At 64.6% G+C, this 17,123-nt stretch carries 17 protein-coding genes; 4 read left to right on the top strand and 13 right to left on the bottom strand.

Features of this window, described 5'->3' with window-relative positions:
* Nucleotides 1-32 precede the first annotated feature (32 nt).
* Nucleotides 33-1,445, bottom strand: coding sequence for a helix-turn-helix domain-containing protein (locus tag HDIA_RS08735; protein WP_099555817.1), 1,413 nt, complete (start codon nt 1,443-1,445; stop codon nt 33-35).
* A gap of 348 nt (nt 1,446-1,793) precedes the next feature.
* On the opposite strand from HDIA_RS08735, the gene HDIA_RS08740 reads away from it, so the two are divergent.
* Nucleotides 1,794-2,231, top strand: a complete 438-nt coding sequence (locus HDIA_RS08740) for a helix-turn-helix domain-containing protein (protein WP_157775437.1) — start codon at nt 1,794-1,796, stop codon at nt 2,229-2,231.
* Between the two features lie 67 nt (nt 2,232-2,298).
* On the opposite strand, the gene HDIA_RS08745 is transcribed toward HDIA_RS08740, so the two are convergent.
* Together HDIA_RS08745 and HDIA_RS08750 are read right to left on the bottom strand one after the other, a co-directional pair.
* Nucleotides 2,299-3,030: a DUF3306 domain-containing protein gene (locus HDIA_RS08745; RefSeq protein ID WP_099555819.1), complete on the bottom strand. Its 732-nt coding sequence runs from the start codon at nt 3,028-3,030 to the stop codon at nt 2,299-2,301.
* Complete coding sequence (locus tag HDIA_RS08750; protein ID WP_099555820.1) at nt 3,023-3,568, bottom strand: DUF3305 domain-containing protein; 546 nt, start codon at nt 3,566-3,568, stop codon at nt 3,023-3,025. Before HDIA_RS08750 ends, HDIA_RS08745 begins: the two co-directional genes overlap by 8 nt.
* Before the next feature lie 89 nt (nt 3,569-3,657).
* Here HDIA_RS08750 and HDIA_RS08755 point away from each other — a divergent pair, with 89 nt between their 5' ends.
* Nucleotides 3,658-5,682, top strand: coding sequence for a 4Fe-4S dicluster domain-containing protein (locus HDIA_RS08755; protein ID WP_099555821.1), 2,025 nt, complete (start codon nt 3,658-3,660; stop codon nt 5,680-5,682).
* Nucleotides 5,683-5,782: 100 nt separating this feature from the next.
* Here the strand turns inward: HDIA_RS08755 and HDIA_RS08760 are convergent, their stop codons facing one another.
* The 10 genes from HDIA_RS08760 to HDIA_RS08800 all read right to left on the bottom strand — a co-directional run bounded on the left by HDIA_RS08760 (nt 5,783) and on the right by HDIA_RS08800 (nt 15,433).
* Nucleotides 5,783-6,103 (bottom strand): hypothetical protein, encoded by a 321-nt coding sequence (locus HDIA_RS08760; protein ID WP_099555822.1) that lies wholly within the window; start codon nt 6,101-6,103, stop codon nt 5,783-5,785.
* A 13-nt stretch (nt 6,104-6,116) separates the two neighbouring features.
* A complete protein-coding gene (locus tag HDIA_RS25575) occupies nt 6,117-7,169 on the bottom strand; it encodes a DUF6352 family protein (protein WP_245884210.1) in 1,053 nt (350 codons plus the stop codon).
* Complete coding sequence (locus HDIA_RS08770) at nt 7,166-7,924, bottom strand: biotin/lipoate--protein ligase family protein (protein ID WP_157775439.1); 759 nt, start codon at nt 7,922-7,924, stop codon at nt 7,166-7,168. Before HDIA_RS08770 ends, HDIA_RS25575 begins: the two co-directional genes overlap by 4 nt.
* Nucleotides 7,925-7,947: 23 nt before the next feature.
* Nucleotides 7,948-8,076 carry a hypothetical protein gene (locus HDIA_RS25960; protein WP_281259985.1) on the bottom strand — a complete coding sequence of 43 codons (129 nt, stop codon included), beginning with the start codon at nt 8,074-8,076 and terminating at the stop codon, nt 7,948-7,950.
* Between the two features lie 8 nt (nt 8,077-8,084).
* Entirely contained in the window at nt 8,085-9,491 is a 1,407-nt protein-coding gene (locus HDIA_RS08775; RefSeq protein ID WP_099555825.1) for a c-type cytochrome, read from the bottom strand.
* Nucleotides 9,492-9,512: 21 nt separating this feature from the next.
* Complete coding sequence (locus HDIA_RS08780) at nt 9,513-10,688, bottom strand: formate dehydrogenase subunit gamma (protein WP_245884211.1); 1,176 nt, start codon at nt 10,686-10,688, stop codon at nt 9,513-9,515.
* A 107-nt stretch (nt 10,689-10,795) separates the two neighbouring features.
* Nucleotides 10,796-11,392, bottom strand: a complete 597-nt coding sequence (gene fdh3B / locus HDIA_RS08785; RefSeq protein WP_099555827.1) for a formate dehydrogenase FDH3 subunit beta — start codon at nt 11,390-11,392, stop codon at nt 10,796-10,798.
* A gap of 10 nt (nt 11,393-11,402) precedes the next feature.
* Nucleotides 11,403-14,390 carry a formate dehydrogenase subunit alpha gene (locus tag HDIA_RS08790; RefSeq protein WP_099558785.1) on the bottom strand — a complete coding sequence of 996 codons (2,988 nt, stop codon included), beginning with the start codon at nt 14,388-14,390 and terminating at the stop codon, nt 11,403-11,405.
* Nucleotides 14,391-14,522: 132 nt separating this feature from the next.
* Nucleotides 14,523-14,723, bottom strand: a complete 201-nt coding sequence (locus HDIA_RS08795; protein WP_099555828.1) for a twin-arginine translocation signal domain-containing protein — start codon at nt 14,721-14,723, stop codon at nt 14,523-14,525.
* A gap of 104 nt (nt 14,724-14,827) precedes the next feature.
* Complete coding sequence (locus HDIA_RS08800) at nt 14,828-15,433, bottom strand: TorD/DmsD family molecular chaperone (protein ID WP_173796208.1); 606 nt, start codon at nt 15,431-15,433, stop codon at nt 14,828-14,830.
* A 156-nt stretch (nt 15,434-15,589) separates the two neighbouring features.
* Here HDIA_RS08800 and HDIA_RS08805 point away from each other — a divergent pair, with 156 nt between their 5' ends.
* Both HDIA_RS08805 and HDIA_RS08810 read left to right on the top strand, forming a co-directional pair.
* Nucleotides 15,590-16,297, top strand: a complete 708-nt coding sequence (locus HDIA_RS08805; RefSeq protein ID WP_099555830.1) for an ABC transporter permease — start codon at nt 15,590-15,592, stop codon at nt 16,295-16,297.
* On the top strand, nt 16,290-17,099 hold the full coding sequence (locus HDIA_RS08810; protein WP_099555831.1) for an ATP-binding cassette domain-containing protein: 810 nt from the start codon (nt 16,290-16,292) through the stop codon (nt 17,097-17,099). The genes HDIA_RS08805 and HDIA_RS08810 overlap by 8 nt, the downstream gene beginning before the upstream one ends.
* Nucleotides 17,100-17,123: the final 24 nt, after the last annotated feature.

The raw sequence follows: 17,123 nt of genomic DNA on the forward strand, positions 1-17,123 counted from the left end.
CCGTCGCCGCGGCGGGCCAGGCTGCGGTCCGTCTACTGGATGTTGTAGGGTACGACCGTGCGGTGATGCGGGTCGATGACGAGCTGGCGCTTGAGGGGCGGCGCGGCGCGCTGGCCGCAATTGGCCCGCTCGCAGATGCGGCAGGAGATGCCGATCGGCTCGAAGGCCGTCTTGCTGGAAAGATCGAGCCCGTCGGCATAGACGAAATCCTCCGCGTAGGAAATTTCGCAGCCAAGCGCGATGGCGTAGTTGCGTTGGGGTGTCCTGAAGCCGTGGCCGCCCTTGGAAATCTCCGTCGCGATGCAGAGATAACGGACGCCATCGGGCGTTTCCGCCAGCTGCCGGATGATGCGTCCCGGCGTCTCGAAGGCCCGGTGCACGTTCCACAGCGGGCAGGCGGCACCGAATCGCGCGAACTGCAGCTTGGCGGCGCTGTGACGCTTGGTGATGTTGCCGGCCCGGTCGATCTTGGCAAAAAAGATCGGGCTGCCCTTGAAGCCCGGGCGTTGCAGCGTACTGAGGCGGTGCGCAACCTGCTCGATGCCCGCCCCGAAATGGGCCGAGAGCAGTTCCAGATCGTGCCGCATGTCCTTGGCGGCGGCGCGGAACGGCCGGTAGGGCAGGACGAGGGCGCCGGCAAAATAGTTGTAGAGACCGATCTCGCAGATCTCCCTTGCTTCCGCCGAGCGGAATTCCGCCTTCTGCACAAGTGCCTCGACCGCCTCCTCCATTTCCAGCTGCCCGATCTGGAAAGCGAGCTGGAAATTGCGGGTGGAGAGCGGCTGATACGGGTTGAGGGTCAGAAGCCGCGTTTCCGGATCGAAATGCCGGATGATATCGGCGTCCGCGGCCGTCCGGCCGATGCGCACGCCGTGCTGCCGTTCCAGATGCGTGACAAGCGCCGCGCCGCTTTCGATCTCGCCGATGCCGAGCTTGAGCGCGAGGTCCTCCGCGGCGATGTCGAGGTCGTGGACGTAATTGTCCACGAAATGAAAGAAGTCGCGGACTTCCTCGTAGGGGGTAGGGTCGGAAACACCGGTCCTTGACCCGAGTGAGGCATCGAGGCTTGCAAGCTGCTCGCTGTTCTTGCGGAAGGACTGGTGGCACAGGATCAGCGCGCGCGCGATATTCGGGGCATTCTGCGCGACGAGCTTCAGTTCCTGCAGGCCGACGGAAAATCCGTCGAAGACCGGATCGGCCATCGCTTCGGCCAGTGCGGACAGCAGCCTGTCGCTGTCGCTGCCGGCGAGCGAGGCGATGTCGACATGGAGCTTGTCGGCAAGGGCCAGCAGCACGGCCGCCGAAACGGGACGCTGGTTGTTCTCGATCTGGTTGAGATAGCTGGCGGAAATGCCGATACGCTCGGCGAAGGCAGCCTGCGTTGCGTCGCTGGCTTCGCGGATGTCACGGATCTTGCGGCCGATGTAGAGCTTCTGAAACGCCATGTTTGCAACTTCGCAAAATGCAATTTGCATTTTTATACATATTGCAGGCGCGCCTTTCAATGGCTTCCGCCTTCCGGCCTAGTCGCCTAAGGAAATGCGCGGGAGATGGAACGTCAGGACGGATCGGCGAGGAACTGCTCCGTCCAGCAAATGCTGCACCTGCGAAGCGATCGGGCGCTGTTCCGTTGGCAATCCGCCAGCCGGACCTCGACAGACCCGTCCGCTGATCCACCGTGCACAGGCGTTCCCGTCACGAGAGCATGATGCTCCGGGCTCAAAGGTGCAGGGCGGCGCGAAAGGCACTCGCATGACTTCATGGGACTGCCGCCGCTCCAGGGAGAAATCGACATGACCGAGATGGCTATCGTCAATATCGACACGAGTGAACCGACCCGCTGGGAAATGCCGGCGACGCGCACCTCTGCGCCATCGGTGGCGAAGCGCTCCCGCGAGGTTGAGCGCGGCGAGGTGCTGGACGATCTGCTCCGTCTCGGCGAAGACGACGTGGAGGAATGCCTTGCCAGCCTGACCACGATGCAGAGGCTTGTGCTGCAGCATCTGGCCTGCGGCTATCTCAACAAGCAGATTGCCTATCGCTGCGGAATTTCACTCGCCACGACGAAGTCGCATATCTCGCAGGTCATTCACAAGATGCGGTCCCACTGCCGCACCGAGGCAGCCGTCAAATACGCCCTGCATATGCAGCGGCAGGCCCATACGGCCGATCTTGAACGCTGCGCGAAGACGGGAGCCTGTGGGCGTCTTTCAGAAGACGTTGCGATGTGAGGCCTTGAGACGTCCGGTCTGAAGCGGACGTCTTGACCGCCGCTCCGCCGCGCAGGCTGCCTGCCGTTCAGCCCTGAAGCCGCTGGCGGATCGACACCCGCCTCGGCGCTTCGGTCGGCTCATCGACTGGCGGTGGGCTCTCGTCGCCATCCATCCCGGCGCCTTGCACCTCAGCCGCGGCGTCGGCCGGGTAGGCCTCCATCTGGGGCGTGGTCGTTGCCTCGATCTGTGGGGGTGCCGCTGCTGCGCCGTCCTGCTCCCCGACCTCGGCGATGGTGGTTTCGTCGGGCGCACCCTCGGCCATGTCGGGTTGGCCTTGCTCCGGAGCCTGCGTGAGCCGGCCGGTCGCCTTCTGGGCCGCCTGTTCGGCCTCGCTCAAGAAGCCGCGTCCCGCCTCCCAGATCGACGAATAGACCCGGTGGACCGGATTGTTGAAATCGTCGTCGTAGTCGTTCAGGCCGTCGATATTGGCGAGCACCGGGTTGGAGCGCCAGAGCTTGCGCAGTGCGGCCTTGCGCAGCGTGTCCGGCACGCCGCGTTTCATGAAGATCTTGAAGTCGTCGCCGAATGTCAGGCTGTCGAGATCGATGGCCTCGGCGGCCTTGCGGTTCTCCTCAAGTTCGAGGTCGGGTGCCTGATCCTCGGGTGCCGCGCCGGCCTCGATAACATCATTGCGCTCGGCGGCAACCTCGGTCGGATCGTCGGGCACCCCGCCGCTCGCGATGGCCTGCTTGCGCCGCGACCAGCGCGTCAGAAAATTCTCTCCGCCATCATCCACCGGAGGCTTGCGCTCAGCCATCGAGCCGACCTCCGCTCGGGCGCTCGCGGTTGAGGAAGATCGGCTCCTTGCCGAAGAGATGCTCCTCTTCCTTGATGCCCTCGCGTCGGCGCTTCTTGAAGGCGTGCTCCACGTGGTGGTGATCGACGAAGGCCTTGATCGCCTCCTCGATTTCGGCGGGCATGGCGACCCGCTCGACGATGTCGTCGGCGTTGTCGTCGTGATCCTGCGCCAGATAGGGCGAGGCCGTCACCGCGTGGACATACCAGGGCAGGGGATGGCTGCCGTCCTCGTTGCGCCGCAGGACGACATAAAGCGCCGGCACCTCGGCGTTGAAATTATGGACATAGGCTTCGGTCTCGGCGGCAAAGCAGGTGAGTTCGGAAACCCCCATGAAATAGCGGGTCACGCTGTCGTCTTCGACCAGAACGTCGCCCGGCTGAAGTCCGTCCGCGACTGGCATCACGCCGACCGGGATCCACGTGTGGCTGATCCATCGGGAGCTCGATTTGCGCCGTTCCACCAGAACGCCGACGAGGATCGTCAATTCGCGGTCCATGCCGATTGCGCCTTCCGTTTCCTCATGTTTTTCTTTCGAATTCCTATAAACAGGGTATCGTGTTTCAGCGCGACAGCAAGGGAATAAGAATGAAGAACGCTCGCCGCCGCCTGATGCTCTGCAACTGCGAAAAATCGATGCGGATCGATGGCCAGACGATCGCACGGCAACTGGGCCTTGACGATCTCCCGGTCCACAGCCAGCTCTGCCGCTCGCAGGTCGACCGCTATGAGGCGGCGCTCGCCGATGGCGAGGAACTCCTCGTTGCCTGCACGCAGGAGAGCCCGCTTTTCGCCGAGATCGCCGAAGAGAAGGGCCTGGGCGCTCCGGCCTTCGTCAATATCCGCGAGCGGGCCGGCTGGACGGCGGACGAATCGCCGCTGGCCCCCAAGATCGCGGCCCTGATCGCGGCCGCCAACGCGCCCGTGCGGCCGGCGCGCCTGCGCACCATCGAGAGCGACGGCCTCTGCCTCGTCGTCGGCGCCGGGCAGGCGGCACTGGATGCGGCGGCGCTCCTCAACCGCACGCTCTCCGTGACGCTGCTCCTGAGCGATGCCGACGATTGTCTCCTGCCCGAAGTGCTCGATTTTCCGGTCTTCTCCGGCCGGGTCCGCATGGCGTCCGGCGCGCTCGGCGGCTTCGATGCCACGATTGACGGCTACGCCCCGATGCTGCCGTCGTCGCGCGCGACGCCCCAGTTCGCCATGGCACGCGACGGCGCGAAGACCACTTGCTCTGTCATCTTCGACATGACCGGCGGCCCGGCGCTCTTCGCCCATGGCCGCGACGGATATTTCCGGGCCCAACCCGGCGATCCGGCGGCGGTGATGCGGGCCGTCTTCGAGGCATCGACCTATGTCGGCGAGTTCGAAAAGCCGATCTACGTGACCTATGACGCCGCCATTTGCGTCCACGAGCGCTCGCGCAAGACCGGCTGCACCAAATGCCTCGACAATTGCCCGGCCGGGGCCATCACGCCGGACGGCGACGGTGTCCGGATCGATGCCGACATCTGCGGCGGCTGTGGCAACTGCGCGGCCCATTGCCCGACGGGGGCCGTGGCCTACGCCTACCCCGACCGGGAAGGGATGATCGGCCGGATCCAGCGCCTGGCGAGCACTTATCTGGAGGCCGGCGGCGACAAGCCGGTCCTTCTGCTTCATGACGCCGGGCACGGAACGCCGCTGATCGGGGCGATGGCCCGCTTCGGCCGTGGCCTGCCCGCCCATGTCCTGCCGGTCGAACTGCATTCCGCCACCGGCGTCGGCCATGATCTCGTTCTTGCGGCGCTGGCCGCGGGTATCCGTGCGGTCGTCGTCCTGGCCGACCCGGCGAAGGCCGGCGAACTCGATGCGGTCCGCGAGGAACTCGCCCTCGTCGATGCGCTGATGAAGGGCATCGGCATTGACGGTGCCCGCGCTCATCTGGCCGTTGAAAGCGATCCGGACGCGGTCGAGGCGCTGCTCTGGGATCTCGCGCCGCCAACCGAAATCTGCCGCACGGCGCCGCTCGCGACCGACAAAAAGCGCGAAACCGCCCGCATTGCGATCGGCACGCTCGCCAAGGCCGGCGCGCCGGCGAGTGATCTTTTCGTTCTGCCGGCCTCCGCCCCCTACGGCACGGTGGAGGTCAACAAGGAAACCTGTACGCTCTGCATGGCCTGCGTCGCATCCTGTCCCGTCGAGGCGCTGCGCGACACCCCGGAGGAGCCGAAGCTGCGCTTCGTCGAGGCCTCCTGCGTGCAGTGCGGCCTTTGCGAGGCGACATGCCCGGAAAGCGCCATCACGCTGCAGCCGCGCTACAATCTGGCAACGGCGGCCTTGAGCCCGGTGACGCTCAACGAGGACGAACCGGCGCTCTGTACCTCCTGCGGCAGACCCTTTGCGACCAAGGGCACCCTGCGGCGCATCCGCGAGATGCTCGGCGGCAAGAACCGCATGTTCCAGAGCGAGGAGCAGGTGGCATTGATCGGCATGTGCGACACCTGCCGGCTGGAAAGCCTGTCGAGCGGCGGACGCGATCCTTTCGCCCTGGCGCGGCGCGAGGCGCCGAGAACGACGGACGATTATCTCCGGGAACGTGAGCAGGACAAGGAAACGTCCGGCAAGAACTGAGCGCTGTTGCCGTCTAAAGGACCGTCCGGTCGGTGAGACGGGTCATACGACGGTGAGTCGCGGCGGTGCGCGGTTCACCGTTTTGGACGCTGCGTGGGGCTCAGTTCCGCCCTGTGCAGAGTTGCCGCGCCCGCGACTCCGTAAGCCGTGCCGCATCTTCGCTCAAGAGCCCCTGTTCCACGAGACGATTGATCTCGCCAAGCCGCTTGTCGACGCAGTCGGCAACGGCAGGCGAGGGCGCGGCCAGCGGCAGGTCGGCGGCGCTCTGGGGCATCATCAGCGGCACGGTCTCGGCATTCCGCCAGATCATCCATGCGAGAAGGCCGAAGGCGATGGCAAGCACCAGCGCGATAACGCGCATGGGCAGGCCGTTGACGAACTTGCGGCCCTGCGCATCGGAGTGACGGGCGGTGGTGGCCATGAAGGGCTGTCCTTTATTGTTTCTCCCGCCGTAGGGGCAGGTTGACGAGAATATTCTGCGGCTTCATCCGGATGACGTTGTCCGGCGTCATTGCAAGGCCGAGATAGGCCGGCTTGCCGCGCATGAAGACGCTGACGCTCTCCTGTTCGAGAAAGTCGGTCCGGAACAGGGCGGCGATCCGTGAAACCGCGCCCTCAGGCAGTGGATCCTCGTTGTAGAGCGCATTGAGGATGCCCGTCGCCTCCGCATCGAGACCGACATGCCATGACCAGTGTTCGTCGCGAACCGATTGCAGCGGTGTGACGCGGATTTCGATGTTGAGGAAATGCCTGACCCACCGCTCGACGACACGGGCAAAGGCGTCGAGGCCGGGCCGCGTGTAGCGGAAGTCGAGCGCGAAATTGAACTGGTCCGCACGGTCGGCATAGTCGCCGGCATTGGTCCGAGACAGGACATCGAGACTGATTTCCCGCTGCGGCATGCCGGCATCCGCGAGAAGGGCATCGAGACCGCCGAGGCCGCCGCGCTGCGAATACATCTCCACCACTTCGGCATCGGCGAGCATCAGCTGCTCGTCGTCGATCGTGACCTTCTGGTCGCGAAAGAAGATTTCGGCGGCGCGGTAGACGAACGGGTCTTCCTCGCCATCCAGGATATGCGCCAGGATCACATGCACGAGCTGTTCGTAGAAGACGGGCGGAACGCGCGGCGCCGTCTCGCTGAAGAGGCCGAGATAGGCGCCTTCGAGCGTGCCGTGCTTCACCAGATGATCGCGGTAGCGCAGGAGCAGCCGGTAGTTTTCCGCCGTATCCTGATCGACCATTGCAGCAAGCTCGTCATTGCCGACGGGCGCGAGCGGATCCATCATCAGCCGTTCGAAGAGACGGTGTTCGACCTCGCAGCTCTCGTCGACGGGGTGGATTTCCGGCCGGGTGTAATAGGCGCGCAGGAAATCCGGCGTCACCTCAAGCCAACCGGCAGCGTCCGGCGCAGTCAGATGAAGGCCGGACGACTTCCAGGCGATCGGCCTTTGCGTCGTGGTGGGAATGTGATGCTCCATGGTCATGAGACGGGTGCCAGCGGTTGCATGCTTCTACGGAAGACGTCACTGAGGTGGATCACCATTCTTGCGTCATTGGTGTCGAGCTGGAAGCCCCCCGAAGGATCGAGGCCGGCCATGCGGCCTTGCAGGGAACGCCCGTGAAGCGGGACCTCCACATCGCGCCCGAGCCCATCCGCGCAGGCGAGGAATGAGCGGCGGGCAAGAGCAAAGCCCTCTTCCTGCCATTCGTCGAGCCGCGCGAGGAAATGCCGGGCAACGGCCCCCAGTATCTGACTGCGATCCAGATCGCCGCAACCTTCCTCGAAAAGAACGGTCGTGCCCGGATTGAGGCCGGGATCGTTCAAAGCTTCCTCCCGATCGACAGCGACACTGAAATCGACGACGAGTCGCGGCGGGATGTCGTCGGCGCCGGTCTCTGGCGGCACCCAAAGTCCGACACGGCCGACGTCCGCACCATTGACCAGCACGGTCTGCGGCCAGCGCAACGTCACCGCCAGATTGGGCGGCCCGATAGCGCCAAGCGCGTCGGCGATCGAGACCATGAGAAGCGGAACGGCCTGCACGGCCTCAGAGAAGGGCACCTCCGGTTCCAGAACGATGGCCGCTTGGGCGTGTGTCGTCCGCAGCGACCAGAGGAGATCCCCGGCGCCAAGATCGCCGCTCCGCGCGCCCTCGATCGCCAGGCGCACGACATCTTCGTCGGTGACAACGGCACGCGGCGCATAGGCAGGCGGAAATCGGGGATCGGACGGGCTCATGGACGCATCACCTGTGCAGCCTCTCAATTGAGACGCACGTTGCTGCTGGAGTAGGCCGAGGCCGATGAGGTTTCGAGCGTGCCATTGAGGACGTAGCTGGCGCCGACCGCGACAACAAGAAGGACCACGACACTGGCGAGAAAGGCTTTCATGATCCGTCCTACTCCATGATCTGATTGTCTTTTGCGGTGCTGACCTGCGGGTTGGTCGCCCGCTTGAGGAAGGAAACCAGCGCATCGCGCCGCTCGACTGCCTTGAGCCTTTGCACCGGCATCTTGGTTCCCGGCACCATGACGTCCGGCCCGTCGTCGAAGAGCGCGCCGACCGTCTTCTCCGTCCAGACGATGCCGGACCGCTTCAGGGCATCCGAATAGACATAACCCTCGACCGAGCCGGCAGTTCGACCGAACAGGCCGAAAAGCGTCGGTCCGGCCCGGTGCGCCCCGTCCGGCGTCAGCGTGTGGCAGACGGAACATTTGCGCTGGAACTCGACTTCGCCCGGATCGTCGGCGGCCTGGCGCTGAAAGCGGCGGGGATAGACGGACTGGACCTCATCGCGTGCAAGACGCGGTTCCACCTGCCAGAGAATCGCGAAGTCGTCGAGGCCGGCCCGGAAGAGGCGATGGCCATCCGGCATGAAGGAGAGCCCCCAGATCGGTCCGTAGGCGTCGTGATAGTCCTCGGCGAGAACGCCCGTCTCGATGTCGAAGACGCGGATATGTCCGTCGCCGCTGCCGCTTGCAAGCCAGCCGACCCGCGGCGAGACGGCCAGCGAGAGGATCGGGTGCTCACCTTCGGAGAGCACGGTCACGTCCCCCGTCAGAAGGTCGACAACGCCGGTCTTGCCGTCGATGCTGCCGAAGGCGAGTTCGGAAGCGCCGGGCAGGGGCGCGAGCACGTTGATGCCCCAGCCGTTGTCGGCAACGACGGTGGGGTCGCCGTCGATGCGGCCGTCGTCGGTGAGCGCGAAGCCCCGGATTTTGCCGTCGTAGCAGCCGGTGAAAAGGGTCTTGCCGTCGAGCGAGAAAGCGACGGCGTTGACGTTGCCCCGATGCCCTTCGGCCCGCGCGATTTCCCGGGCGTCCGCAATCGCATGGACACGGGCCGTGCCATCCCAGCGCGCGCTTGCGGCAAAACGGCCGTTCGGGCTGACGGCGACGTCCAGCACCTTGTCCGGCGTGTCGGTCGCGCGCGCGATCAATCGCCCGTCCGAAAGATCCCAGACCGCGACACTGCCGTCGTCGGATACGGACACGGCCTTGTTGCTGGAAGGGACGAAGGCAACGTCGTTGACGGCGGCCTCGTGGCCGATCAATCGGGCGCGGACCGTTCCGGTCTTGCCAACAAGATCCCAGAGAATGACGGAATAATCGAAGGAAGCCGTCAGGGCCCTCCCGCCGTCGTCGTTGACCGTGACCGCCTTGATCGGGCCGCCATGGCCGGCGAGGCGCGCGGGCAGGGTGTCATCGGCGGCGGCGGGCAACGGCTCTCCGAACGTGGTCAGCAGAAGGGCGAGCGGAAGCAGCGTCTGCAGCGGCTGTGTCAGGAAAGGGGCGGCGATGATCATCGACGCGATCCTTGCGTTGGCTCATTCGGCGGCTTGCCCGCGATAGGGTCTTGGACGCTGCGACGTTCCCTCGGAGGTCATCTCCTCCACCCACAGCGAGTGGTGCTCGCGGGCCCAGTTAAGGTCGACTTCGCCCGATCCCATCGCGTCGAAGGCACCCTCCATGCCGATCGAGCCGATGTAGATATGGGCAAGGATCACGCAGATGAGGAAGACTGCCATCGCCGCATGCCAGATGGTGTTGAGCTGCTGCTCCATGATGGGCGCGTAGGGCGTGTCGGGCAGGCCGGTGAGGGCCGGGATGTCGATGCCGATCCCCTTGAGCGCCGTGAAGGTGTCGGAGAAGAAAGTGTAGTGGAAGGGATAAAGCAGCGCCCAGCCCGAGATGCAAAGCGACAGCCCGCAGAGCATCACGGACCAGAAGATGAGCTTCTGGCCGGCATTGAACTTCTTCGCCGGCGGATGGGAGTGCTTCGACAGGAGGCCGCCAGCCTTGGCCAGCCAGACGATGTCGTGCCGGTTGGGCACGTTGTGGATGACCCAGGTGACGAAGGCGATCGCCAGGCCTAGCATGAATGCGAAGGCCACATAGTTGTGCGACAGCTTGAGGAAGGCCGACATCGGGCCGAACAGATCCTTGCCGATGATGGGCATGACCAACTCACGTCCGAACGAGATGTTGAGCCCGCTGATCGCCAGGATGATGAAGGAGAGCGCCATCAGCCAGTGGGCCATGCGCTCCAGGCCGGAAAAGCGCGGGATGAGCACACCTGAAAGGCCCTTTTCGACCCGGATTCGCCCGCGCAGCGCGAAGAACAGCGACAGGAGCAGCAACGTGCCGACAATGGCGAGGCCGAAATAATCGTAGAGGGAGCCGTTGCGCAGGGACCGCCAGTCCTCGCCGCCGGCCTGGATCAGTGTGGCCGCCTTGGAATCCGGGATCGTGATATTGCCGGTCATGCCGGCCTTCACGCCGCGCCAGAGATCGGAATCGGACGTGTTGCCGAGCGCGCCGCCGGGCGGATTGCCGCCGACCGCATCCGGCGCCGATGTGGACACCGCATTGTCCGGCGGGCGGACCGAACTCTGGGCAAGGGACGGGGAGGGAAGGACAAGAAAGAGCGCGACGACAATGGCCGCGAGCCACATCAATGCGCGGAAAACAGGAAGACGGTCAGGCCCAGCGGTCGCGTGCATGGTTTCACCTTGTGCATTCGGTTCCCGTGGAACTCTCAAGACGCTTTGAGGGACGGAGTTCACCGCCCGCCCCTCAGTCGCAGCATGTCGAATGGACAGGATGAGCCTCAGCCCCCGGTCTTCTTCTCGTAGGCCGTGCCCCAGCCCCAGGCACCCGCGCCGAAGCCACGGGCGACGACGCGCTCGCGATAGATGGACGAGACGACGTCGCCGTCACCGGCCAGAAGCGCCTTGGTGGAGCACATCTCCGCGCAGAGCGGCAGCTTGCCCTCGGCAAGGCGGTTGCGGCCGTATTTCTGGAACTCGGCGGCGGAGTTGTCCTCTTCCGGGCCGCCGCCGCAGAAGGTGCACTTGTCCATCTTGCCGCGCGAACCGAAGTTCGAGGCCTGCGGATACTGCGGCGCGCCGAAGGGGCAGGCATAGAAGCAGTAGCCGCAACCGATGCACAGGTCCTTGGAGTGCAGCACCACGCCGTCGGACGTCTGGTAGAAGCAGTCCACCGGGCAGACGGCCATGCACGGCGCGTCCGAGCAGTGCATGCAGGCGACCGAGATCGTCCGCTCGCCGGGCTTGCCGTCGTTGATGGTGACGACGCGCCGGCGGTTGACGCCCCACGGAACCTCGTTCTCGTTCTTGCAGGCGGTGACGCAGGCGTTGCACTCGATGCAGCGCTCAGCGTCGCAGAGGAATTTCATGCGTGCCATTGGTTCCTCCTTATGCCCGCTCGATGCGGCAGAGCGTTGTTTTCGTTTCCTGCATCTGCGTCACGGAATCATACCCGTAGGTCTGGGCCGTGTTGCAGGCTTCGCCGAGCACATAGGGGTCCGCGCCCTCGGGGTATTTCGATCTGAGGTCGTTGCCCTGGAAATAGCCGCCGAAGTGGAAGGGTGTGAAGATCACGCCGCGACCGACCCGTTCGGTGACCATGGCCATGACCTTGATCTTGCCGCCCTCCGGGCTGTGCAGCCAGACCGCCTCGCGATCCCGGATGCCGAGATTGTTGGCATCCGACGGATTGATTTCCACGAACATGTCCTGCTGCAGTTCGGCGAGCCACGGGTTGGACCGGGTCTCGTCGCCGCCGCCTTCATATTCGACAAGGCGGCCCGAGGTCATGATCAGCGGGAAATCGCTGGAATAGTCGTTCTTCTGGATCGAGGCATAGGCCGTCGGCACACGCCAGAAGGTCTTGTCCTCGTAGGTCGGATAATCCGCCACCAGATCCCGCCTTGGCGTATAGAGCGGCTCGCGGTGGATGGGCACGGGGTCCGGGAAGGTCCAGACCACGGCGCGGGCCTTGGCGTTGCCGTAGGGTGCACAGCCGTGCTTGATCGCGACGCGCTGGATGCCGCCGGAAAGATCGGTCTTCCAGTTCACGCCGCCGATCTTCTTGTCGTAATCGGAGGGAATATCGCCGGTCTGGGAGGTTTCGCCGACTTCCTCGTCCACCTTCGGTCGTTCGGTCGCTAGGCCGGCGATATATTCGATCATCCGCTTCTCGTAGGGGGTGAGGTCGCTGTCCCAGCCGAGCTGCTTCAGCATCTCGTAGGTGAACTCGGGATAGCCGTCCTCGATCTCCGACCCGACGGGCCATGAGCCCTCGGCGAGCAGGTTTTCGCCGTTCCGCTCGACACCGAAGCGGGCGCGGAAGCCCATGCCGCCCTTGGCGACCGGGATGGACGTGTCATAGAGGTTGGCGGAACCTGGATGGTTCATTTCCGGCGTGCCCCAGGACGGCCAGGGAAGGCCGTAGAAGTCGCCGTCGTTCGGGCCACCGACCGCCCGGAGCGTCGTCTTGTCGAAGGTGTACTGGTTCGCCATGTGCGACTTCAGCCGCTCCGGCGACTGTCCGGTGTAGCCGATGGTCCACATGCCGCGATTGAACTCGCGGGTGATGTCCTCGACGACCGGCTCGCCGTTCTCCACCTTGATGTTGCGGAACATGCGGTCGGCAAAGCCGAACTTCTCCGCGAACTTGTGCATGATGACGTGGTCGGGCAGCGACTCGAACAGCGGCTCCACGACCTTCTCGCGCCATTGCAGCGACCGGTTCGAGGCGGTGACCGAGCCGGAGGTCTCGAACTGGGTCGAGGCCGGCAGCAGATAGACGCCGTCGGTCCGGTCCTGCAGCACCGCCGTCATGGTCGGATAGGGGTCGACGACGACGAGCGTGTCGAGCATGCCCATCGCCTTCTGCATTTCGGGCAGACGGGTCTGGGAGTTGGGCGCGTGACCCCAGAAGACCATGATCTTCGTGTTGTCCGGCTGTTCCAGGTTTTCCTTCTTTTCAAGGACGCCGTCGATCCAGCGCGAGACCGGAATGCCGGACTCGTTCATCATCGGCTTGTCCTTGCCGTCCTTGCCCTTCATCGTGGCAAAGCGGCCCTTCAGCCAGTCGAGATCCTCTTCCCACACGCGCGCCCAGTGCCCCCAGGCGCCTGCGGTCAGGCCGTAGTAGCCCGGCAGGGTGTCGGCAAGCACGCCAAGGTCCGTCGCACCCTGCACATTGTCGTGGCCGCGGAAGATGTTGGTGCCGCCGCCGGCCTTGCCCATGTTGCCGAGCGCGAGCTGGAGCACGCAGTAGGCGCGGGTGTTGTTGTTGCCGGTGGTGTGCTGGGTGCCGCCCATGCACCAGATGACGGTGCCGGGACGGTTGTCGACCATCAGCCGTGCGACGCGCTTCAGCTGCGAACCCGGAACGCCCGTGACCCGTTCGGTCTCTTCGGGCGTCCACTTGGCGACCTCGGTGCGGATCTGGTCCATGCCCCAGACGCGCTGGCGGATGAACTCCTGGTCTTCCCAGCCGTTGTCGAAGATGTGCCACAGGATGCCCCAGACGAGGGCGACGTCCGTGCCGGGACGGAAGCGGACGTATTCATCCGCATGGGCCGCCGTGCGGGTGAAGCGCGGGTCGAGCACGATCAGCGGCGCGTTGTTCTCTTCCTTGGTCTTGAGCAGGTGCATCATCGAGACCGGATGCGCCTCGGCCGGATTGCCGCCGATGAGGAAGATCGCCTTGGAATTGTGGATGTCGTTGTAGGAATTGGTCATGGCGCCATAGCCCCAGGTGTTGGCAACACCTGCGACCGTGGTCGAGTGACAAATCCGCGCCTGGTGGTCGACGTTGTTCGAGCCCCAGTAGGCCGCGAACTTGCGGAACAGATAGGCCTGTTCGTTGGAATGCTTGGCCGACCCGAGCCAGTAGACCGAATCCGGCCCGGCGCTGTCGCGCACGGCCGTCATCTTGTCGCCGATCTCGTTGATCGCGTCGTCCCACGACATGCGTTCCCATTTGCCGCCGACGAGCTTCATCGGGTACTTCAGCCGGCGCTCGCCGTGGGCATGCTCGCGCACCGACGCGCCCTTGGCGCAGTGGGCACCGAGATTGAACGGGGAATCGAAGCCGGGCTCCTGGCCGATCCAGACGCCGTCCTGGACCTCGGCCAGCACCGTGCAGCCGACGGAGCAATGCGTGCAGACGGATTTCTTGATGTCGACGCCCGACGCACCCGTGCCGGTGGTCTGTGCCTGCGCCTTCGTCACCATGCCGCCGGAGAGGCCGGTAATCGCTGCGCCGCCTCCAATGGCTAGGCCCGACCGTTTCAGGAAGGTTCGCCGGTCGACGGCGCCATTCCCGAACTCAGCCAGGTGAGAGGACATTCGGGGGCCTCGCGCAACCCCATTCGCCTTCTTCCTGAGCATCGTCATGTCTCCGCTGCAGTGGTCTGCAATTCGTTAGATGTTTGTTATTGCAGATTTTTCTGTATCATTGCCTGGCGGTTGGTGCGGCCCTTCGGCGAGCCGGCAACATTGAAACTCCGTCAGATCCCGGCGTCAGAAGCGTGCCGAGGCGTAGAACGCCTTCACATGCTCGCTTTCGCGGTAACCGGCGCTCGATTTGCCGGCCTCCGGTTCCGCTGCCTCGGCGCCTGTGGCCGAGGCGACGACCGCGCCGCCTGCTGCTGCCGTTCCAAGTCCGGCAAGCTTGAGGAAATCGCGGCGGTCCGGCCGGATCTCCGTCTCCCGTTTCGTCATTCTCGCCTCCTTCGCGTTTTTGCGTCTTCTTCGGTTTCTCGTTTCCCTCGGCCCGCGGGCGTCGGGCCATCCCGGCCGTTGGCGATCCGGCCGGGTCTGCGGTCCTACATGTCGAAGGCCGCCATCTCGATGTCCATGAACAGCCGCCCGATCGTGCCGACCGGCTTGTAGAACCTGGCGGATTTGGCTCTCTCCAGATCGCTGAAGAAATGCGGCGCCCACTTGCCGACATGGCGGTCGAAGAATTCCTTCTGGGCCGAAATCGGCTGAGGGTCGCCGAAACTGCCGTCGATCAGCCCGGTCATCATGTCCATCAGCGCGGCGATGTGATCTTCCGGTTCCTTGCTCTGCGCCGAGCGGGCGATCTGGAATCCGGCCATGTCCCGGCGCAGGCGCGCCAGCGGCTTCTCGTTGAGAAACCCGGTCAGGTAGTAGGAACTGTAGGGCAGGAGTTCGCCGCGTCCGACGCCGACAAACAGCTCGTGGAACTCCTCGGCACACTCTTTCGGCGAAACGTCGCCCGCAAGCTGGGCGAGGCGCGCAACAGCCTGTCCGAGTGTTGTGTCGTCGCCGACGAGTGACTGCAAGGTGGCGCGCGTCGCAGAATCGATTGGCGCCGCGAGCAAACGTGCCAGCAACCGGTAGAGATTGACCCTGAGTTGGTCCGGCTCCGCAAGCACGGATTGGATGGCGGTATTATGTTTTGTCACGCCTGATCTCCCGCTGCGAACTATACAACAAGAGCACTGATTTACAACGCGAAGTTCCGTTCACAATTGAATTTGCCCAATTCCAATGTGGACATCGGCAAGGCCTCTGGTCATACTCCTGCAAACAAGATGGAAACGTCCGTTGCACGGTAAATTATGCAGGATTTTGCACACGAATTTGCGCAAGCCTTTGGTTTGATCCTTTCCGGGGACGCCGAACTCTGGGCCATCGTCGGCTTGTCCTTGCGGGTGTCGCTGTTTGCCGTCTTTCTGGCGGCGCTTTTCGGCATGCCAATTGGCGCGCTGCTGGCGGTCGGACGTTTCCCCGGTCGCGGGATCGCGATTCTGCTCCTCAACGCCATGATGGGGCTGCCGCCTGTGGTTGTGGGCCTGGGCGTCTATCTGATGCTCTCGAACGCCGGGCCGCTCGGCGTTCTGCATCTGCTCTACACACCGACTGCAATGATCATCGCGCAGTTCATTCTGGTAACGCCGATCCTGGCGGCGCTGACGCGGCAGGTCATAACGGACCTCGACGCCGAATACGCCGAACAGCTTCGCTCCTTCGGGATTTCCCGCCTGTCGTCGGTGCCGACCCTGCTTTGGGACGCCCGTCAGAGCCTGCTGACCGCCTTGCTGGCCGGGTTCGGCCGCGCAATCGCGGAAGTCGGCGCCGTGATCATCGTCGGCGGCAACATCAATCACGTGACCCGCGTCATGACGACGACCATCGCGCTCGAGACCTCGAAGGGCAATCTCTCGCTCGCCATGGCTCTCGGGGCGATCCTGATTCTCCTGGCCATCACCATCAACGCCCTGCTCAGCATCATCGGCGCGTCGACCTCCGAGGCCGCCCATGCTTGATCGCCGCCTGGCCGATGCATCGCCGGACGAGCCGCCGGCTGTCGGCGTTTCTCAGGCCGCAACGGATCGCCGCGCGGTCGGTGGAACGACCAGCCTGCCCATCGTCATGACCGACGTGTCCTATTCGGCCGGAGGGCGTGACCTCGTGCGGATCGAGGGCCTCCGGATCGAGGCAGGTGAGCCGACCGTCATTCTGGGACCGAACGGGGCGGGCAAGAGCCTGACGCTTCGCCTGATGCATGGGCTTCTCGAGACTCAATCGGGAAGCGTCGCCTATGGCGGCGAGCCAATGTCGGCGGCGATCCGGCTGCGCCAGGCGATGGTGTTTCAGCGGCCCGTGGTCCTGCGCCGCTCCGTTGCGGCGAATGTCGACTTCGCGCTCAAGGCCTGCGGGGTCGGCTGGCGCGATCGCAAGCGCAGGATTGCAGATCTTCTGGCGCTGGGCGATCTGGCGGACAAGGCGCGCCAGCGTGCGCGCTCGCTTTCCGGCGGGGAGCAGCAGCGCCTGGCGCTCGTTCGGGCCATCGCCTGCCGGCCCGAGGTTCTCTTTCTCGACGAGCCGACCTCCAGCCTCGACCCCACGTCGACCCGCAAGATCGAGGATCTCATCCAAGGCGTCGTCGCGGTGGGCACCAAGGTGGTCATGGTCACCCACGACATGGGTCAGGCGCGCCGGATCGCCGGCGACATTGTCTTTCTGAGCCGGGGCCGCGTCGCCGAACGTTCGCCGGCCGACGACTTCTTCGACCGTCCCGCTTCCAAGGTGGCCGAGGCCTTCCTTGCCGGCGAACTGGTGGAATAACAGCGCGCCGGAACGGTGCGCACG

The sequence above is a fragment of the Hartmannibacter diazotrophicus genome (assembly GCF_900231165.1).
Classification (GTDB): domain Bacteria; phylum Pseudomonadota; class Alphaproteobacteria; order Rhizobiales; family Pleomorphomonadaceae; genus Hartmannibacter; species Hartmannibacter diazotrophicus.

Bases quoted from the DNA above. Each gene is read 5' to 3' on its own strand.
- HDIA_RS08745 (WP_099555819.1), bottom strand. From the start codon at position 3,030: ATGGCTGAGCGCAAGCCTCCGGTGGATGATGGCGGAGAGAATTTTCTG.
- fdh3B (WP_099555827.1), bottom strand. From the start codon at position 11,392: ATGGCACGCATGAAATTCCTCTGCGACGCTGAGCGCTGCATCGAGTGC.
- HDIA_RS08795 (WP_099555828.1), bottom strand. From the start codon at position 14,723: ATGACGAAACGGGAGACGGAGATCCGGCCGGACCGCCGCGATTTCCTC.
- HDIA_RS08810 (WP_099555831.1), top strand. From the start codon at position 16,290: ATGCTTGATCGCCGCCTGGCCGATGCATCGCCGGACGAGCCGCCGGCT.
- HDIA_RS08790 (WP_099558785.1), bottom strand. From the start codon at position 14,390: ATGCTCAGGAAGAAGGCGAATGGGGTTGCGCGAGGCCCCCGAATGTCC.
- HDIA_RS25960 (WP_281259985.1), bottom strand. From the start codon at position 8,076: ATGAAAGCCTTTCTCGCCAGTGTCGTGGTCCTTCTTGTTGTCGCGGTC.
- HDIA_RS08775 (WP_099555825.1), bottom strand. From the start codon at position 9,491: ATGATCATCGCCGCCCCTTTCCTGACACAGCCGCTGCAGACGCTGCTT.
- HDIA_RS08740 (WP_157775437.1), top strand. From the start codon at position 1,794: ATGACCGAGATGGCTATCGTCAATATCGACACGAGTGAACCGACCCGC.
- HDIA_RS08755 (WP_099555821.1), top strand. From the start codon at position 3,658: ATGAAGAACGCTCGCCGCCGCCTGATGCTCTGCAACTGCGAAAAATCG.
- HDIA_RS08760 (WP_099555822.1), bottom strand. From the start codon at position 6,103: ATGGCCACCACCGCCCGTCACTCCGATGCGCAGGGCCGCAAGTTCGTC.
- HDIA_RS25575 (WP_245884210.1), bottom strand. From the start codon at position 7,169: ATGACCATGGAGCATCACATTCCCACCACGACGCAAAGGCCGATCGCC.
- HDIA_RS08750 (WP_099555820.1), bottom strand. From the start codon at position 3,568: ATGGACCGCGAATTGACGATCCTCGTCGGCGTTCTGGTGGAACGGCGC.
- HDIA_RS08805 (WP_099555830.1), top strand. From the start codon at position 15,590: ATGCAGGATTTTGCACACGAATTTGCGCAAGCCTTTGGTTTGATCCTT.
- HDIA_RS08780 (WP_245884211.1), bottom strand. From the start codon at position 10,688: ATGCACGCGACCGCTGGGCCTGACCGTCTTCCTGTTTTCCGCGCATTG.
- HDIA_RS08770 (WP_157775439.1), bottom strand. From the start codon at position 7,924: ATGAGCCCGTCCGATCCCCGATTTCCGCCTGCCTATGCGCCGCGTGCC.
- HDIA_RS08735 (WP_099555817.1), bottom strand. From the start codon at position 1,445: ATGGCGTTTCAGAAGCTCTACATCGGCCGCAAGATCCGTGACATCCGC.